General features: G+C 28.1%; 22 protein-coding genes. 2 read left to right on the plus strand and 20 right to left on the minus strand.

Features of this window, described 5'->3' with window-relative positions; genetic code table 11:
* Positions 1-135 precede the first annotated feature (135 nt).
* Entirely contained in the window at positions 136-1,068 is a 933-nt protein-coding gene (locus FVE74_RS05680; RefSeq protein WP_147003623.1) for a hypothetical protein, read from the minus strand.
* Between the two features lie 15 nt (positions 1,069-1,083).
* Positions 1,084-1,977, minus strand: coding sequence for a hypothetical protein (locus FVE74_RS05685; RefSeq protein WP_147003624.1), 894 nt, complete (start codon positions 1,975-1,977; stop codon positions 1,084-1,086).
* A gap of 183 nt (positions 1,978-2,160) precedes the next feature.
* Between FVE74_RS05685 and FVE74_RS05690 the strand changes: the two genes are divergently transcribed.
* Positions 2,161-3,063, plus strand: coding sequence for a toxin-antitoxin system YwqK family antitoxin (locus FVE74_RS05690; protein WP_147003625.1), 903 nt, complete (start codon positions 2,161-2,163; stop codon positions 3,061-3,063).
* 113 nt (positions 3,064-3,176) lie between these two features.
* Here the strand turns inward: FVE74_RS05690 and FVE74_RS05695 are convergent, their stop codons facing one another.
* On the minus strand, positions 3,177-4,274 hold the full coding sequence (locus tag FVE74_RS05695) for an RNA-guided endonuclease TnpB family protein (RefSeq protein ID WP_147003626.1): 1,098 nt from the start codon (positions 4,272-4,274) through the stop codon (positions 3,177-3,179).
* Positions 4,275-4,539: 265 nt separating this feature from the next.
* Between FVE74_RS05695 and FVE74_RS05700 the strand changes: the two genes are divergently transcribed.
* Positions 4,540-4,908: a pheromone cAD1 o protein gene (locus FVE74_RS05700; RefSeq protein WP_147003627.1), complete on the plus strand. Its 369-nt coding sequence runs from the start codon at positions 4,540-4,542 to the stop codon at positions 4,906-4,908.
* 84 nt (positions 4,909-4,992) lie between these two features.
* On the opposite strand, the gene FVE74_RS05705 is transcribed toward FVE74_RS05700, so the two are convergent.
* From FVE74_RS05705 to FVE74_RS05775, 17 genes are all read right to left on the minus strand, one after another.
* The gene (locus FVE74_RS05705; RefSeq protein ID WP_147003628.1) at positions 4,993-5,538 is read right to left on the minus strand and encodes a hypothetical protein; all 546 of its coding nucleotides are present in this window, start codon (positions 5,536-5,538) and stop codon (positions 4,993-4,995) included.
* 45 nt (positions 5,539-5,583) lie between these two features.
* Entirely contained in the window at positions 5,584-6,915 is a 1,332-nt protein-coding gene (locus tag FVE74_RS05710) for an FAD-dependent oxidoreductase (RefSeq protein WP_147003629.1), read from the minus strand.
* Positions 6,916-7,086: 171 nt separating this feature from the next.
* A complete protein-coding gene (locus tag FVE74_RS05715) occupies positions 7,087-7,668 on the minus strand; it encodes a DUF4291 domain-containing protein (protein WP_147003630.1) in 582 nt (193 codons plus the stop codon).
* A complete protein-coding gene (locus FVE74_RS11905; protein WP_232053879.1) occupies positions 7,665-7,817 on the minus strand; it encodes a hypothetical protein in 153 nt (50 codons plus the stop codon). The genes FVE74_RS05715 and FVE74_RS11905 overlap by 4 nt, the downstream gene beginning before the upstream one ends.
* 18 nt (positions 7,818-7,835) lie before the next feature.
* The gene (locus FVE74_RS05720; RefSeq protein WP_232053880.1) at positions 7,836-8,234 is read right to left on the minus strand and encodes a hypothetical protein; all 399 of its coding nucleotides are present in this window, start codon (positions 8,232-8,234) and stop codon (positions 7,836-7,838) included.
* Positions 8,235-8,334: 100 nt separating this feature from the next.
* Positions 8,335-8,658, minus strand: coding sequence for a hypothetical protein (locus FVE74_RS05725; RefSeq protein WP_147003631.1), 324 nt, complete (start codon positions 8,656-8,658; stop codon positions 8,335-8,337).
* 11 nt (positions 8,659-8,669) lie between these two features.
* Positions 8,670-8,879, minus strand: a complete 210-nt coding sequence (locus tag FVE74_RS05730) for a hypothetical protein (protein WP_147003632.1) — start codon at positions 8,877-8,879, stop codon at positions 8,670-8,672.
* 1 nt (position 8,880) lies between these two features.
* Positions 8,881-9,312, minus strand: coding sequence for a hypothetical protein (locus tag FVE74_RS05735; protein ID WP_147003633.1), 432 nt, complete (start codon positions 9,310-9,312; stop codon positions 8,881-8,883).
* Between the two features lie 193 nt (positions 9,313-9,505).
* Positions 9,506-9,658, minus strand: coding sequence for a hypothetical protein (locus tag FVE74_RS11500; protein ID WP_172617440.1), 153 nt, complete (start codon positions 9,656-9,658; stop codon positions 9,506-9,508).
* A gap of 30 nt (positions 9,659-9,688) precedes the next feature.
* Positions 9,689-10,666 carry a sulfite reductase subunit C gene (asrC, locus tag FVE74_RS05740; protein ID WP_147003634.1) on the minus strand — a complete coding sequence of 326 codons (978 nt, stop codon included), beginning with the start codon at positions 10,664-10,666 and terminating at the stop codon, positions 9,689-9,691.
* 41 nt (positions 10,667-10,707) lie between these two features.
* The gene (asrB, locus tag FVE74_RS05745; protein WP_147003635.1) at positions 10,708-11,580 is read right to left on the minus strand and encodes an anaerobic sulfite reductase subunit AsrB; all 873 of its coding nucleotides are present in this window, start codon (positions 11,578-11,580) and stop codon (positions 10,708-10,710) included.
* A complete protein-coding gene (asrA, locus tag FVE74_RS05750) occupies positions 11,577-12,641 on the minus strand; it encodes an anaerobic sulfite reductase subunit AsrA (protein ID WP_147003636.1) in 1,065 nt (354 codons plus the stop codon). Before asrA ends, asrB begins: the two co-directional genes overlap by 4 nt.
* A 77-nt stretch (positions 12,642-12,718) precedes the next feature.
* Complete coding sequence (locus FVE74_RS05755; protein WP_147003637.1) at positions 12,719-13,480, minus strand: formate/nitrite transporter family protein; 762 nt, start codon at positions 13,478-13,480, stop codon at positions 12,719-12,721.
* Positions 13,481-13,776: 296 nt separating this feature from the next.
* Positions 13,777-14,757: a tRNA dihydrouridine(20/20a) synthase DusA gene (dusA, locus tag FVE74_RS05760; RefSeq protein ID WP_269473145.1), complete on the minus strand. Its 981-nt coding sequence runs from the start codon at positions 14,755-14,757 to the stop codon at positions 13,777-13,779.
* 42 nt (positions 14,758-14,799) lie between these two features.
* Entirely contained in the window at positions 14,800-15,594 is a 795-nt protein-coding gene (locus tag FVE74_RS05765) for a M48 family metallopeptidase (RefSeq protein WP_147003638.1), read from the minus strand.
* A 319-nt stretch (positions 15,595-15,913) separates the two neighbouring features.
* Positions 15,914-16,996 (minus strand): dihydropteroate synthase, encoded by a 1,083-nt coding sequence (gene folP / locus FVE74_RS05770; RefSeq protein ID WP_147003639.1) that lies wholly within the window; start codon positions 16,994-16,996, stop codon positions 15,914-15,916.
* 265 nt (positions 16,997-17,261) lie between these two features.
* Complete coding sequence (locus FVE74_RS05775; RefSeq protein ID WP_147003640.1) at positions 17,262-18,641, minus strand: bifunctional folylpolyglutamate synthase/dihydrofolate synthase; 1,380 nt, start codon at positions 18,639-18,641, stop codon at positions 17,262-17,264.
* Between the last annotated feature and the right edge of the window lie 65 nt (positions 18,642-18,706).

Here is an 18,706-nt window from a genome sequence, read left to right on the forward strand (position 1 = left end):
CTTTTTTAAATAAAATAATACTTTATTATTTTATCACAAATATTTTGAAAACACAACGTACTCAAAATGAAAAATATTTATTTTTTTTATTAAAAAAAGTGGAACTGTCAAAAATTCCACTTCAATTATTTATATTTATTCTGATTTTAATTCCAAATCATCATTATTTTCATTCTTTATTTCAGCTTGCTTTTTTAAATAATCGTATTCAACGTTTAAAAATACTACAATATTCATTATTATTCCAGCAACTCCCAAAATTCCTGAAAAAAATCCACATATAACAGAAGCTGCAAATCCTACATAAATTGGCATAAAATCAAATACTGAAAAAACAAAAGGAACTACAAATATTAAACTTGCCAGTACAATTATAATTACTGGAACAATTATTCTAAGTCTATTTTTTTTAGACAATTTCAAATTGTATTTAAATGAATCCCATATTTTCATATTTCTAATATAAAATATTTGAAAAAAGTAAAGAACATTCAATATAAATGCAAGTATAATTGCAACATAAGCTATTAATGGTATTGCAATTAAAATATATCTGACAAAATTTGAATGAATCCCTCTAGTGGCAACAGTAGTGGCAACAGCAAGAATGGCCACAAGCAGAAATAAGATCATTATTATGACTGCAATTGCAATTACAAATAACAAGTACATCCCAATATACTTCAAATATTTAATAAAAGCATTTTCAAACCGATATTCCTTTTCCTTTCCTTCAATTTTATAACCTGACTTCATATAAATTATTACTTTTAAAAGTCCTAATCCAAGTGATACTATAACAATGCCAAAAAGTACTAAAAGATTTGAAAAAAGTGCTCCAATAATACCACGGTTATATCCAGTACTTTCTGCAATTTTTAAACTTATTCCAATATGCTGCATCAATATATTTGAAAAAAGCAGCCAAGCATTTCCAAGTGCAAGCAAAATAAACCATAACTTATTTTCTTTCAGAAACACTTTTAAAAGTTCAAATGTTTTTGCAAAATATTCTCCTAAATTAAGTTTTCTTTCAAATAGATCTTTTTGTAGATTTTCAAAATTCATAGTTCTCTCCTTTTTTTATTTTAATCCCTTCAAATCCATATATTCCACATTAAAATATACAAGATTTTCTGCTATTATTGTATATAAAACTGAAAAAGTCTTAACAATACCGCCAGTTGCTGATGTAACTATTCCTAATATTTGTAAATTTTGTAATTTTCCAATTGTTATTCCAGTAAAATAATTTAAAGCATAATTGATAAAAAAAGTAATCAGTGCAATCATTATTATTGGAAGCAATATTCTTAATCTTTTTCCTTTGCTTAAATATAAGTTATATCTGAACGCTTCTACTAAATTGACATCCCTTAAATAATATATTTGCTGTAAATATAGCACATTAAAAAATAAAGTGAAATATATGACAGATACTATAAATAATGCTGAAGAACTGTCTAAAACTAATGAAAATACGACAATAAGCATCATTAAAGCCAATCCGATAATTAAGTATACAGCCATCATAATTATAAATTTAAGTGTAATTTTCCCCAATTTAAATTTATCTTTTTTTATTTTCTCTTTTTCAGCATCTTCTTCCATCTCAATTTCCAGGCCTGCCTTTTTTCGTATAATTACTGCCACAAACTGAAGAATCAGTGAAATTAAAGCATATAGCAAAAGCATGGAAAATAGGCTGGATAAAAGGGAAGCATATTCATTTATATTTATATTTTTCTGCATCTTTGTATTATTCACTTTTTTTGCAAATTCATACATTTTTACTGCCTGTTCTGTAAATGGAAATGTAATAAAAAGTACCATGACAGTTGAAAATACAAAATGTGAAAAAACTAATAAAGGATGCTTTTTCACAAACATTTTAAAAATTTCAAATCCATTATTCAAATATTCCAGCATTGAAAAATATCTGCTTCTCATATTATTTCTCAAATTATATAAATCCATTAAATCTCTCCTCTCCTTTTTTATTTTATTTACTAAAGTTGCAATGTGTTCTAACAATCAGTAAAATTATAGCACACTTTATTTATTTTTTAAAATTTTTTTATAACCACATTTTTTCTAAGACAAATCTAATTTATTATTGGTATAATAAAAATAATGCTTAAAAAAGGAGGAAAATTTATTATGTTAAAAAAATCAATAATAGTATTATTTTCATGTTTATCTATAAATATCTTGTCATCAGCGGCAGCAGTTCCAAAAGTTTATGCTAAAAGAAGCAGTGAATATTCAGCCCAGTCTTCACGTGCATTAACTTCATACTATAGCACAGTTGACAATGTTGCAATTGCCGGAAATTTTGCTACAGTAAAAGAAACTGGACAGCCGTTTACTGGAGTATACGTTGAATTTGACAAAACTGGAAATGCTCAGGCTGTTAGAAATTATCAAAACGGTGCATTAAATGGGCCTATGTTTTTATACTATCAAAATGGTAATTTGCAAAAAGTTGTAAATTATGCAAATGGTGTAAGAGAAGGTGAAGATATCGACTTTTACGGAAATGGTAATTCTAAAACTATAAGAAATTACAAAAATGGAATGTTAAATGGTGCAAGTTACGATTTTGATGAATTTGGACGTTTAACTTCATCGCTTGAATATGCAAACAATATAAAGAACGGAAAAGAAGTAAAAGTTTCAAATGGAATTGTCACAAATGAAAATACTTATGCAAATGGACAATTAAACGGAGAAACAAAATCATACTATTCCAACGGTATTGTACGTTCAAATGGAAATTATTCCCGTAATTACAGAAATGGGCAATGGACTTGGAACTATGAAAATGGTACAAAAAAATTAATCGAAAATTATCAAAATGGTATTATTACCGACATTTTAGGCTATTCAAGAAACGGTTCAAAGGAACGTGAAATGAAATTAGTAAATGGAAACGGTAACTTCACTCAATATTATGACAACGGAAAAGTCAAAGCACAAGGAGCTTTGAGAAATTACAAGGCTTATGGAAACTGGACTTTTTATAACAAAGATGGTTATGTGACAGATACACAAGCATTTTAGTGAACTACTCCCGCTTTTAGAAGCGGGAGCTTCTTGGGAAGTATCTGCTTTTGCTAGCCAAATATATTTACCAAGCTCTTCGGGCAGTCCCTGCCCTGTTTTCTTTTATTTTCTTAATATTCCAACATCGCTTTTCCAATGTTTTTTATATTCAATGCCGCATTGTAATCTCTATCAATTTCAATCCCGCAGCACTCACATTTATAACTTCTTTCTGATAATTCCAGTTTCTCTTTAACATTTCCACATTTACTACAAGTTTTCGACGATGGAAACCACTTATCTATCTTCAAAAATTGCTTTCCTAAAAACATCAGTTTATACTCAAGCATTCTCAAAAACATTCCCCATCCATTATCTCCTACACTTTTTCCAAAATTTAATGCCTGGCTCATCCCTTTCATATTCAAATCTTCAACAACCACAGCATTATAATCTTCAGACAATTTTTTCGATAATTTATGCAAAAAATCTCTTCGGCAATTTTTAATATACTCATGCAATTTTGATATTTTCGCTTTTTGCTTATACCAATTTTTAGAAAACTTCACTTTTCTCGATAATGATTTCTGTAATTTTTTCAATTCTTCTTCCAACATTCTAAAATATTTTGGATAATCAGCCCTTTGGTTTTCAGAACTGATAAATAGTTCAGACATCGAAAAATCAAGTCCAATCACTTTATTATTACTTGGATTTTTTTGAATTTCTTTTTCAAATTCCGTCAAAATAGAAACATAGTAATTTCCATTACAGTTTGTCAATGTTACCGACTTTATTCTATAATTCTTTGGTATTTCTCTATGATATTTTAATTTTATTCTTTTCAATTTTGGCAAGACCAAATATTTATTTTCCTCAATTCGTATCGAATTATTCACACAATTTGTTGTATAACTTTTAACATTATTCTTTTTAGATTTGAACCTTGGAAATTTTGCTCTCTTCTGAAAAAAATTCGTAAATGATCGTCTCACATTTAATTGAGCATTTGAAAGTGCAAGACTGTCCACTTCTTTCAAAAATTGATTTTCACTTTTCAAACTGGCAGGTGTAATTATTTTATTTTTTCCAGTTTCTTCATAAATTTTATTCGCAGTGTACAAAATTGTATTGTAAACAAAACGAACACATCCAAAAGTCTTATTTATCAATAATTCCTGCTCTTTATTTGGATAAATTCTGTATTTGAATACCAAATTATATTTCATAAAATTACACCTCCTTTTGATTTTGAATATTATTTTTAATTATTTCTTTAGAGATTTTATCATTATTTATATAAAAATTGTATCATAAGAGTATCCTTTTTTCAATTTTTTTTACAACAAAAGCAATTCATCTCCCACTTATAGAAGTCGGAGACTTCTTGCTATCTTTTTGTTAAAAAATGATTGATTTTTTTAAGAAATAGTGTATAATATATTAGAGGGAGATTTTAGAAAAAAATTTTTATTTAGAAAAGTGGTGGTAAATATGAAAAAATTTTTAGTTATCTTAATATTTTTATTAAATGCTTTAGGATTTTCAGCATTAAAAAACGGTATTTATTCTGTTGAAAAAAGATACGATGGAAATTGGAATTCATTTGTAAAATTAACAGTTAGAGATGGGAAAATAATCGGTGCTCAATATGATAGAAAAAACCAAAATGGTGAATTATTTTCAATGAGCCAGAATTCATTCAGAGATATAGCTCTTGAAATCTCAAGAAGCCTTATAAATTCACAAAGCGTAAGTTCTGTAACAGGAAAAGATGCAAAAGCAGTATCAGAATTTAAAGAAATGTCAAACTTTTTGATAGATAAAGCCAATAATGGCGAAACTGGAGATTTTCAAATGTAGTTAGGCAATTAAAATTTTTCATTTTTATAAAAAACTAAAAAGGAGTTCTCTCATAGTTAATCTGTGAGGTTGCTCCTTTTTTTCTTAATTATTTTCTTCTAAAAATTTTAAAAATTTCCGTATTTTTCTATCTTTTTCATCTTCCACTAATTTTACTTCAAGAATTTTTCCAATATTTTTATAATCTATAGCTTCTTTTTCAAATTCTTTTGAATAATCAACTTTTTTCAAATACAATATCTGTCTTTCTGGAACATAAAAGTATTTTCTATTATACGGCAATATAAAAACATAAAATACATCTTTACTTCCTATCTTCCATTTCCATCCAACTAAATGCCTTTTAAAATTAAAATTATATAGCCTAACTGTCTCATTAAGTGAAAATCCATAATTCATTGCGTAAAGTTTTCTTTTGAAATCAAATTCATGAACATACCAAAAATCATATTCCCCCCGATTCTCTTTTACAAGTTTAATTCTCTCATCTTTTAGAAAATAAATTAAACTTCCTGCATAAATTGAAATTATAAAAATAAAAATACTTATAACTATACTTTTTCTTTTCCTGTAGTAAGCTCTTACTTTCCAAAATAACTCTTCTAAAAAATCTAATATGTCATATATCATTTTTCTCTCACCTATATACAGTTTTAATTTTCAATATCTTAAATTTTATTTTAAAGCATTCAATCCTGCCAAATTTAAGAAATTCCAAGGTTTATTATAATGAGGCTGGAAGAAAAAGTCAACAAATGCCAATTCTTCTATTGTCATTTTATTTTGAATACATACTGACAATGTATTAATTGATTGTGTCAGATCAATCTTAGAAGTTAATTGTGCCCCTAAAATTACTCTGCTGTTTTTGTCATAAATTACTTTTAATGTTACTTTTTCATAAGTTGGCATAAATTCAGGACGGTAATTATCGACAGCAATTACGCTTTCCACTTCTATTCCTTCTTCTTTTGCACTTTCTTCTGTTAATCCAGTTGCTGCCATATTATTTTCATAAATTTTTATTCCAGAAGTCCCTTGTGTCCCAATATGTCTAATTTTATTTTCAAATAAATTTATACCTGCCAATGTTCCCATTCTCACAGCATTTGTCGCAAGCGGAATATATACTTCCTTTTGTAAAGGATTATAAAATACCGAACAGCAATCTCCTGCCGCCATAACATCCTTATTACTTGTTCGCATATACTCATCAACTTTAATCGCTCCATTTGGCAACATTTCCAGCTGTCCTTTAAATAGTGAAGTACTTGGCAAGAATCCAACACACATAATTACCATATCAGCTTCATATTCATTTTTGTCAGTAATTACTTTTGCCACATTTCCATTACTTCCTTCAAATTTCAAAACCTTTTCCCCAGTTGCAAGTACAATTCCCCTTTGTTTAATTGATTCTTCAGCAACATCTGTAAATTCCTTATCAAAATATTTACTCAAAATTCTTTCTTCAGCATCTACCAGCACAACTTCTTTCCCATTATCCCTAAATGCTTCCACAAGTTCCACTCCAATATACCCAGCACCAACAACAACAATTTTTTGAGAATTTTTTGCCCTTTCAATAATTTCATTTGAATGATTATAATTCTTACAAAGCAAAATATTATTTAGATCAATTCCTTCAATTGGCGGAATAATCGGCCAAGAACCTGATGTAATAATCAATTTATCAAAAGTTTCATCAAATTCATTTCCATTTTCAAGATTTACAACATGAATTTTTTTACCTTCAATATCAACATTTTTAACTTCATGTTTCATCTTTGTATCAACATTCAATTCCTTTAATTTTTCAGGAGAAGAATAAAACAACCCTTTAGGATCCTTCACTATTCCTCCAACATACAAAGCAATCCCGCAAGAAAGGAACGAAATATTATCATTTCTTTCAAATACAGTTACCTCCGCTTCAGGATTCATCTTTCTCAAATTCAAAATTGCCGCCGTCCCAGCATGCGTACATCCAATTACCACAATTTTCATCTAGTTTTCCTTTCCCTTCAAATTATTGTTAAATCATTTAATATTAAACAATCAATAATTAGTATATCAAATTATTTTTTTCTCAATCTATTTAATTATACTATATTTTAGAAAAAAATCAATAGTTTTTTGTAATTTTTACAAATTTATATTTAAATAATATTTTAAAATCTAATCATTCAAAATATATTTTTTCTCTTGAGGAAGCATAGATTCTGAAAAAGTTCCATTTTGAATACTGTTTCTCATCTCAATAACTTTATCTGTTATATCCGTTATATTTACAATCCATTCATTTATATATTTTCTCACTGTTTCTCCCTTTATACCTAACTGTATCGCTCTTCTTTCTATTGGATTGCCGTAAATATCCCTATCAGGATCCCATTGACATCTTACTTCTGAATTTTCCAATTTTTCTTTCCATTCCTCCTTAGATAAATCAGAAACTTCTCTAAAAGATGAAAGTACAGAATTTTTCACTATTTCATCAAATCCTTCCCTTTTCAAGTCTATTGCCAGTATTCTTTCCTGTCCTTGCTTGCTAGCCCAACTACTTCTGTACATCATCCAAAGAAATGATGGCTTTATCCAAGTCATTCTGTTTAAACTGAACTTACTTCCAAACCTTCCTAATTTTAAAGCCTCGTCTGCTATTTCATTGTTATATGCCTGATAAACTCTTATTGTTTTATCATCAAATACAGCATAAATATTTCTTTCCTCTTCTTTTCTCATAACTAATCCTTTCATTCAATATCCTTATTTGTAAAATCACATCTCTTCAACTGCTCCATTGCATGTTCTCTTATAGTCTCTTCTTCACTTTGTAATAATAATTCCAATTTTTCTTTCGCCTTAGGAGTATTAATATCCCCCAAAGCAAAACAGCATTTTCTCACTAATGCAAAATTATCATCCTATTGATATTTTTCAAAATTCGAGGTTGCTAGTTCGTATACCGTGTCTATTGTTTGAGGTAAATGTAAACTTTGAAAATAACTAGCAATATCTTCATGTTCTTCATGAAATTCCTCTCTTGATAATTCGCTGAAACTCTTAACAAAATTTAATGAATATTTTGGAAATAAACCAAAAATCCCAATGGAATACATTAAGTACGCTATCTCATCTGAATTTTTTTTATAGTATGCTTGTTTTATTCCTTCTTTAATCATATCTATTTTTTCTTCATCTGTAACATCAGAGAAATTTGAAATTAATTCCTCATTTCTCAGTTGAAAATTTACAACATGAGTTTTTTTACTTAATTCAAATAATTTCTTTAATTTATTTTCATATTTTGCTGATATTTTCATTATTTGTTCTCCTTTATAAATTCATAATTACTAATTTTACTTTCTTCAGCCGTCATTCGTGCAACAGAATATTTAGTTTAAAAGTTTTGCTATTTGTTATTCATTCCTTGCCTTTAATAATAACAATCATTAATAAAAAATGTTGATTATTATTCATTATAAGCAACTGAAATTTCTTTTTTATTGTAGCTGTTTTACCTTCATTTTCTATTACAAACTCTAAATCAAATCCTTTTTCCATATAGATAGATGTGGTAATTTTATATTTTTCGTTTTTTGAACCTAAAATGTGAGTTATTTCTTTATCTATTGAATAAATAAATTCTTTTTTATCAACATCAATATATTTGGCATCTTTTAAACTATCAATTCCTAATCTTTCATTTACAATAATTTTACCAGTTTTTTTATCTTTATAATACACTATTATTTTTTTTAATTCCATTTTATTGTATATTTTTTTAACTTTATAATAATATTTTTAAAATAATCAATTTCAATATTTTCAACTTGAAAAATCTTTTCTTTATTGTCAGAATAAAAAAATGAAACTGAGTAAAATCCTTCTTTTTTTACTTCTCTTGAATTATTAAAATAAAGAAATATAACTAATATAATTAATAATAATACAATAATTTTTTTCATTTTATTTTCTCAAACTTTCTATCCAACTTTCAAAAAATTCTTCTTGTTCCTTAACACTGCCAATTTTTAATTCACTATCGTAATCAAAAATATCTACTACATCAGATAAAGTTGCTTGTTTTCCCATTTGTAATTTATACGCCTTTGTCCCTCCAAATTCTTTTTGCATTCCAGAAGGATAAACATTAATAACCGAAGCATTACAAAGTAAATAAATGTTTTTTAATTCTAATTTTTTTCGTAATTCTACAACAGAATCAAATATATTATCACTTTTTGAAAAATATACCATATTTTCAATTTCTATTTTCAAATTAATTTCATCTTCAATTTCTAATAAAAATAGTTTACTTTTTTCTATTTTTCCATTGTTTAAAATTTCAATATTTTGTATTTCTATATTGTTTTCTTCTTTTTTCTGAAAACCTTCCATTGTAATCACCCTTTATTCTAAAAGTCTTTTAGCTCATCATAAATAATTTCTATTTTCACTCTAATATTTTAACATAAAATTATTATAAATTTCTATAATATATAGAAATTTTCAATATTTAAATTTAAATAAAAAAACTGTACTTTCTATTATTCAAAAACCAAGTACAGTTCAAATTTATTATTTTTATAAGTTAATCTTTATTACAATCATCATTATCCTTATCTTGATGTTCTTCATACTCATCATATTCGTCATATTCATTAACTTCACTAGGATCTTCACCATGATAATCTTTTTTGTTAAAATCATTTTTTAATTTTTTATATTTATCCATCCAAGACATTCAAATCACTTCTTTCATATTTAAAATATTTTACAATATTCCTTGATATTTTATACCATTTCCCCAATAAATATTATTTACCATAACAGTTTCTTCAGGTAAATTTACACCTTTTAAAGCCCATTTTTTAAATTCTTCAAATCCAGTTCTGTCAACAATATAACCGATATGCTCTTTTGGAAGGCTTCTATCAATATATTTGTCAACGTATTCATAAGTATTTTTCATAATTTTTATAATTGATTCTTCATCTGCCCAAAATAGCCAATCTTCAGCAAGTCTTGGATTTTGTTTTCCACTTCTTCCCATTATTGCAAGTTTATAATATTTTTTAGGTGATCTTGTCCATGCACCTGTTGGACAGTTTAAAACACATTCACCACAGCCAATACATCTTTGATGATCTCTCACAGGTTTATAATTTTTATATGAAATTGCTCCTGTTGACAATTTTTTACATTTTCTTTCACACATTCCACACGAAACACATCTTGATTCATCTAGTTCAGGCTTTGCCATTCCGATTATTCCAAAATCGTGCATTCTCACTTTTTGACAGTCGTTTGGACAACCAGTTAGAGCTACTTTGAAGTGAAAATCATTTGGGAAAATTACTTTTTCTATTTTTTTTGCAAGTTCAGTTGTATTGTAGGCCCCTTTTGGACAAACTTTGTTTCCAATACAAGCTGCCACATTTCTTGTCCCTGCAGCCGCATATCCCTTATCTTTATCCTTGTAATTAATATCCAATTTTTCCATAATTGGCTGAACCATTTTGTTGACTTTTTCAATGTCCTTCCAATTGATTCCCAAAACTTCAAATCCTTGACGAGTTGTAATATGCACATTTCCATCTCCGTAAGTATTTGCTATGTCTGCAACTAAGCCCATTATTTCCGCTGTAACTGCTCCGCCTGGGACTCTTACACGAAGTGCAGTTTTTGATCTGTCTTTTGTCACTCTATATGCATTTTTTGTAACAACTTTTCTATTTAAATCAATACTCATTTTATTGCCTTCTTTCTTAAATTCAAATTTCTAAAAATTTTTTAATCCAACAATTTTTGTGCCTTGTCATACTTAAATACAGGCCCTTCTAAGCAGATGTATGTTTCATCAATCTTGCAGTGCCCACATTTTCCAACCGCACACGACATTTTTCTCTCAAATGAAACCCATATTTTTTCAACTGGTACATTTAATTTCAAAATTTCAAGACAAGCAAAATGCATCATTATTGGCGGTCCCACTACGATAAATTCAGTTTCATCCATATTTTCAATTTTCAAATCTGGGATATATTTAGTCACCATTCCTTCGTGAAACTCATTTTCCGTTTTTCCTAAATTTCTCGCACTTTCAGCATTATCCAAAGTGACTAAAATCTCAATATTTTCTCTCCAACGTGAAAATTCTTTTTCAAAAATAACGCTTTCATAATTTTTATAACCTACAATTATTTTAAAAGACTTCATTTCTTCAGGATGTTTTGTAAAATATTCAATAATCGGACGAACTGGTGCAATTCCACTTCCTCCAACGACCATTACAATATGTTTATTTTTATATTCCTCAATTGGAAAACCATTTCCATAAGGACCTCTTAAAAAAATTCTATCTCCTGCCTTTAATTCAAAAATCTTATCTGTAACTTTCCCAACTTTTCTAATCAAAAAATCAAGATATCCTTCCTCCAAGTCAAAATTGGCAACAGAAATAGGAGATTCTCCAACTCCTGGCAACGAAACTTGCATAAATTGCCCAGCATTTACTTTTCCATTTTTATATTCTACACGAAATAGCCATTCCAGCTCTGTAACCTTTTCAATGAATAAAAGTTTGTGAACAGTTGGAAAGTATATATTCATATCTATTATATCTTGCTCATCCATATTTATGGTATTTAATGTATTAGTATTCATTCTGACTTTTCACCTCTTTTTTCAGCTGAAATTCTTTTTAATTCCGCACTTAGTTTGTTTATACAATTTGAAAATGAAATATATTCAGGACAAGCATCATCACATCGTCCACATCCCGTACACATTTGATAGCCAAATCTCTTTTTAAAGTCAGAAATTTTATGCATAACTTTAAATCTCATTCTATCTCCATGTCTTTGTCTAAACGAATGACCGCCAGCCATATCAGTAAATCCGTTTACATGGCATGAAGCCCACACTCTTCTTCGCTCTCCATTATTGTCATTTTCACTGTAAAACACATCTTGCGTTGTCGTACAAGTACAAGTTGGACAAACGAAATTACATTTTCCACAAGCTATGCAACGGCTGTCATATTCACGCCATAAATCTAAATTTATAATATCAGAAAGTTCAATGTTATCTGGAATATCTACGTGAATTTCATTATCTTCCACAAATTCCATTTCAAATTCTACATTTTCATTTATTTTATTATTTTCTTTATTTTCAGAAATAACTTCATCAAAATAGGCCTTTAATTCATCATCTCTTATATCAGCAAATACTTTATCATCTGTAACTTTTATTCCAATATTATATTCATCAGTCTTATTAGTCTTCATATCCACACAAAAACAGTTTTCAAACGAATTTGGACATCCAAATACTACAAATTTTACTTTATCTCTTACTCTTTTATAGTAAATATCCAAAAATTTGTTATTTAAATAAACTTCATCGACTCTTTTCACAGAATGCAAATCACAGCTTCTAAGAAATATAAGATATTTTTTATCTTCTTCTTTAGGCATTGTACATCCATCTTCTGTAAAATAAAACATTGTCTGTGTTATTGGCAGCATTACTTCCTTTGCTGAAAAATGAGATTTTTTATCAAAGCATATCTCTTCAATCTTATCAATTTCAGAATATCTAATTACAGAAGTATCTGAAAATGTCCCACGAAATGGTATTTCAATTGGGGCATATATTTTATACTCCCTTTTCAGCTTTTCAAGTGCTGAATTAAAATTTTCACGATTTAAGCTAATTTTCATTACTCCTCCTAAATTTTTCATAAACAAAGGATTAAGCCCCTTGTTATATTCTCTCCAATTATTTCAATTTTTTATTCTTATTTTTTTATTTCCTTTCTTCCCAAATAATAACAGGCATACCCAATAAAGCCTCCACCAACAATATTTCCCAATGTTACAAACAGCAAATTATAGAAATATCCATTCAAAGTAATTCCCTTATACATGATTCCCATCATTAAAAGCGTCATATTAGCAACACTATGTTCAAATCCAGCAGTGATAAATGCAAAAAGACACCAAAAAACCATTATTAGCCTAGCAGTTTCTTCCTTTAACTTTATTCCAGCCAAAACAGCAAGACATACTAAAATATTACATAAAATTCCTTTAAAAAACAATTCTTGCGGTAGAGCTGCAACTTTAGCCTTTGAAACTTTCACAATAAAATCTACAACAGGCTTTGAAGCAGAATTTGAAAAAACATATATAATGGCAAGTACAACTGATCCAACAACATTTCCAATATAAGCCGCTATCCACATAAAAATCATATCTTTAAAAGTTATTGTCTTATTTAACATTCCTGTTACTCCAACCATATTATTTCCCGTAAAAAGCTCCATTCCAAACACAACTACAAGACTAAGTGCTATCCCAAAACTGACTCCCATAAGAATTTTATTAGTTGGCAATCCACTGCTAACTCCTCCAACCGTAAACGTCAATAAAATTCCCAATCCAATAAACATCCCTGCCATAAATGCCGATAAAAAATATTTTCCCTTAGAATTTTTTAGCAACTGAACCTTACTTTCCGCAGCATTTGACACTTGTTCCAAAGTTTGATTATTTCTCATTTTTTATATCGTGATAAGATAACTTACCACATCTCCTTTCTAATTTTTTTTGTCTTTATAAAAGTTTCTTTTTTAAATCAAATTTATTTGTGAAAAAATTCATAATTTGTTTTCATTAAATTATTACATAATTATAATAAAAAGTCCACAAAAAAAATATTTTTTTTATATTTGTATTTAGAATATTTTGATTCGCTAATTATTAATTTTTAAAAACAAAAATCGCTGTTTTTCAACAACGATCAAATAATTTAAATTTATGCTAAACCTATTAAGACTTTTTGCTATCTAAAATTTTACATTTTTTTTAACAATTTTCTTAATGTTTCAGAATTTGTATTTGTTTCATTAATTGCTCTTTTCCAAGCCTTGCTGCCACGTACATTATAAAATAATCCGTGAGTATGCATTAAAAATAAATGTGGACGAAGATTCTGCTTTTCCATATTTTCAACATAATGAATCATCTTTTCAATAATTTCTTTACGTGTAATATTTATTTTTTCTTCACTTCCATAATATTTTCCAAATTCAGTCAAAATCATAGGATTGTCATAAATTTCACGACCTAGCATTACAGAATCCACGTGTTTTAGATGCTCATCAACTTCCTCAACTGTTTTTACTCCACCATTAATTTCTATATGCAAATTAGGATTTTCTTTTTTCACACGATAAACTTCATCATATCTAAGTGGCGGTATGCTTCTGTTTTGTTTTGGATCAAGTCCTGCCAATATTGCTATTCGTGCGTGAATAATATATTTATTTACTCCAGATTTTTCAGTAATATGAATAAAATTCATCATATCTTCATATTTGTCAAGCAATGTTCGTTCAAAAGTATCAGGTAATATATTTTTTCCATCAATTCCAATTCTATGCTTTATAGAAATCGGTTTATCTGTTGCATCTTTCATTGCTTTTACAATATTTGCAACTTCTTCTGGAAATGCCATAAGATAAGCACCCATCATATTTCCTGAAACTTTATCCGAAGGACACCCAACATTCAGATTAATTTCATCATAAGCATATCTCTCAGCAATTTTTACAGCCTGATAAGCCTCTTTTGGATTAGTTGCCGCAATTTGCAGCACAATTGGATGTTCCACTTCATCAAATCCCAAAATGTAGTCCAAATCTCCATTAAGAATTGCCTGTGCCGTTATCATTTCCGTATACAATAAAACATCTTTGTTTATCATTCTCACAAAATTTCTAAAATTTCTATCTGTCCTGTCAACCATCGGAGCTATACTTATCTTATTTTTCACTGCATTTCCTTTCGTATTTGATTTTCACATTTTTTTTATTATCTATTTTGCATTGTAATATTTCATTGCTTCAGGTAAAAATTTTCTAGCTGCTTCAATTCTGTTTTTTCCAGATGGATGTGTAGATAAAATTTCTGCACCTTGACTTCCACCTATCGAATCCATTCTTTCAAGAGTCGTAATTGCTTCAGATGGATTATAGCCAGCCATTGCCATAAATATCATTCCGTATTTATCTGCTTCATATTCTTGAGTTCTATTAAATTTTAAAAGAGTAATAGAAAGTCCATCGGAAACTAAAGAAGATATAATATTTCCACCTGTCAATGCATCTGTCACACCTGCCGCAATTCCAGCAAGAGCATTATTACTTGAAGCTTCAGCATGATGTCCTCCAATAACGTGTCCAATTTCATGCCCCATTACAAAGGCAATTCCAGAATCACTATTCAAGACTGGCATTATTCCAGTATAAAAAGCAATTTTTCCGCCTGGCATAGCAAATGCATTTATTTCTTTCGTTTTTATCAAATTAAATTCCCATTGTAAACCAGATATTTTTTTAGACATCCCATTTTCATTCAAATATTTTTCAACTGCCGCCGACATTCTTCCGCCAATTCTTCTCAACCGTTGTCCATCAGGAGTATTATTTGCCAATAGCCCTTTAGCTCCAGCCTGTTGAATAAGTTCTCTGTATGAAGAAATTGAACTTTCTGCCACACTTTCATCACTAACCAATTTTAATTGTCTTCTTCCTGTAAGCGGTGCTACCGTACAACTGGAAATCATTGTTACCGCTGTAATTAAAAATAATATTTTTGAATATTTTTTCATTTCTAGATTCCTCCCATTTATCTTTCATTTTCAAAAGTCTAAAAATATTAACAAAAATAATTTTTTTGAATTAATAAAATATCAAAACTCCTTCTTCCCATTATTAAATTTTTATAACTTCTGATTTTTAAATTCTTTTACTAAAAATTTTTATTTTGTCAAACTTAAAATATATAATTTTAAAAAGTTTAATCTTTATTTCTACATACAGTAAAGTTTTCAAAAAGATTGATTTAACAATTTAAACTTTTCTATTTTTCAATTTTACACTTTTTTATTATACCACACAAAATAAAATGTTTCAATTTTTCAATTTTTATTAAAATTTATTATAAACTTCCAGCATATTCAAAATATCCCTAGTTTCCTTCACATCATGTACTCTCAAAATTCTTCCCCCGTCCTGCACCATTAAACTTTCAAATATCAACGTTCCCATCAGTCTTTCTTCCAATGTCAATCCAAATATCTTTTCATTGAAACTCTTTCTTGAAATTGCAACCATCATTGGCAGCTTCATATCCCGCAAATATTTTACCGATTTAATTCTTTCCATATCTTCAGGAGTATTCATACTATTATTCGAAGAATACCCAACTCCTGGATCTATCGAAATTTTTTCCTTTTCAATCCCAGTTTCCAAAATTGCCTTTACTCTCTTGTCAAAATAATCTTCCAAATAATTCTTCAAATTTGGAATTTTATCAAATCTTCCATTATTCATAACAACTAATGCAGGCTTATATTTTTCAACTAATTTCAATTTTCCTTCTGAAGTAAACCCATTAAAATCATTAATAATATCAATTCCAGTATTCAATCCTTTTTCAATAACTTCTTCAGTATCACTGTCCAAAGCCAGTACAATACCTGGAAACTCCTTTTTCACAGCTTCAATATATTTTTCAATCCGATTCCATTCTTCCTGTGCCGAAATATCATCAAAATTAGGCTTCGATGATTTTCCCCCAAACTCAAATATCTTAGCCCCATTTCTAATATCTTCTTCGATTCTCTTCAAAACCTTATCTATGCTCGAATTTCTCCCACCATCATAAAATGAATCTGGAGTAATATTCAAAATTGAATAAATAACCGACTCAGTTGTCAAATCAAACTCAAAATTATTCCCCTTCCAAATCAGCCTATCCCTTTGCAAAATATCTTCCAATTTATTAATCCCATTTTCAAACTCAAAATTATTTTCCTTTTTCAAGATTTCAGACAACTGCTTTAACTCAGAATATTTAAAAATTCCCACAATCTTTTTATCTTGATTAAAAGAAAATACATTTTTATCTTCCAAAAAATTTCCAAATTTATTCAATTCATTTTTTTCCCCATCAAATTCAATAACAATATTTTTAGAATCTCTATTTTTTATTTCATTAATTTTAATCATTTCAACATTTTCCCTTTCTCTGTATATATTTTTTATTTTTCACTTTTTAACTTATTATTTTATAATCATTCATAAAAATCAAAAAATTTAATACCTTTCAGATAATTAAGAAGATAAAAATTGTTGTTATCTTTTTTCTAGATTTTAAACAATATAGAATTTTAATTAATTTAACTTTTCTTATTTATTCTATTATAGTAAACATATTATATTTATTTAATAACTTGTAAAAAAATAATTATAAATTCAAAACAAGTTTATTACATTAAAAATAACTCTTAATTACTCGTTTCACTTCCCCAAGCAAATAAAACGATCCCACCACAAAAATACATTCATCCTCATTTTTTCTTAATTCCAATGCTTTTAAAAAAGCCTTTTCAATGTTTTTTTCAGAAATTATTATATTTTCAGGATTTTCAGCTTTTTTATCTTCAAAATATTTTTTCAAAATTTGTGAATCCAGTTTTCTCTCTTCATTTTTAGGTTCTGTCAATATAAAATTATCTCCAGCTTTTTTCAAAAAATTAGCACATTTTTCCACTTCCTTATCCTTCAAAAATCCCACCACAAAAATTTTTTTCCTATCCTGAAAATTTCCCCCAACATAATTCACAAAAGCCTCAACACTGTCCTCATTATGTGCCACATCCAAATAAACATTCTTAATTTTTCCAACTTTTTCCATTCGTCCTGGTATTTTCAACGTTCCTAAAGCCTTATCCAATATTTCTTCAGATTTCCTATTTTCCAAATTCTCAAAAAATCTAAAATACCAAGTCAAAACTGTAGCCAAATTTTCCAGTTGCTGTTTTCCTCTTAAACCAAATCTAAAAAAATATTTATTTTTTAAATTTTTCTCAAAATTACAATTTCCAATTATTTCAGCTTCCACTTCTGTATAATCTGCAAAATCAGAATTTTCATTTTCAGTAATTTTCTTTCCACTATTTTCAACAATTTTTTCTTCTTCATTCATCAATTCATAAACTTTTATATTTTTATCCGCCAAAAAAATATTACAATTTTTATTTTGAGCTTCCTTTTTCAAAATTTCATAAACAACATTTCTCTGATTTGGAGCAACTATCACATTGCTATCTTTTCGCATAATTTTAGACTTAGTTCGACAAATTTCCTCAATCGTATTTCCCAAAAAATTCTTATGATCAATCCCAATCCTTGTAAAAATAGTATAATCAATCCTACGAACCGCATTAGTCGCATCCAGTTCACCACCAAGTCCACATTCTAAAATCAACATTTCCACATCCTTATTTTTAAAATGTATCATTGCAATCAAAAATACCATTTCAAAATATGACAAATCACTTTCTAAATCCAAATCCAATTCTCTTAAAACTTTTTCCAGTACACCTTTACAATTTTCAAATTCTAACTTTGTAATTTCAGTTCCATTAACTTTGATTAATTCATAAACTGTTAATATTTGCGGACTTGTAAATAATCCAACCTTATACCCCATTTCACATAAAATACTGTTAATCATATAACAAGTAGAACCTTTTCCATTTGTTCCGCTAACATGAATAACCTTAACATCATTAACTGGATTATCCATTTTTTTCAAAATTTCCGCAAGCAGTCTTACCCTTTCCTTTTCTCCATACAATGATTCTTTCATCATTTCTTCTCCCATTTTTATAAAAATTTATTAAATCTATTTGACAGACAGCTTAATTTTTTTAT

Source organism: Leptotrichia wadei, from assembly GCF_007990445.1.
Taxonomy (GTDB): Bacteria; Fusobacteriota; Fusobacteriia; order Fusobacteriales; family Leptotrichiaceae; genus Leptotrichia; species Leptotrichia wadei_A.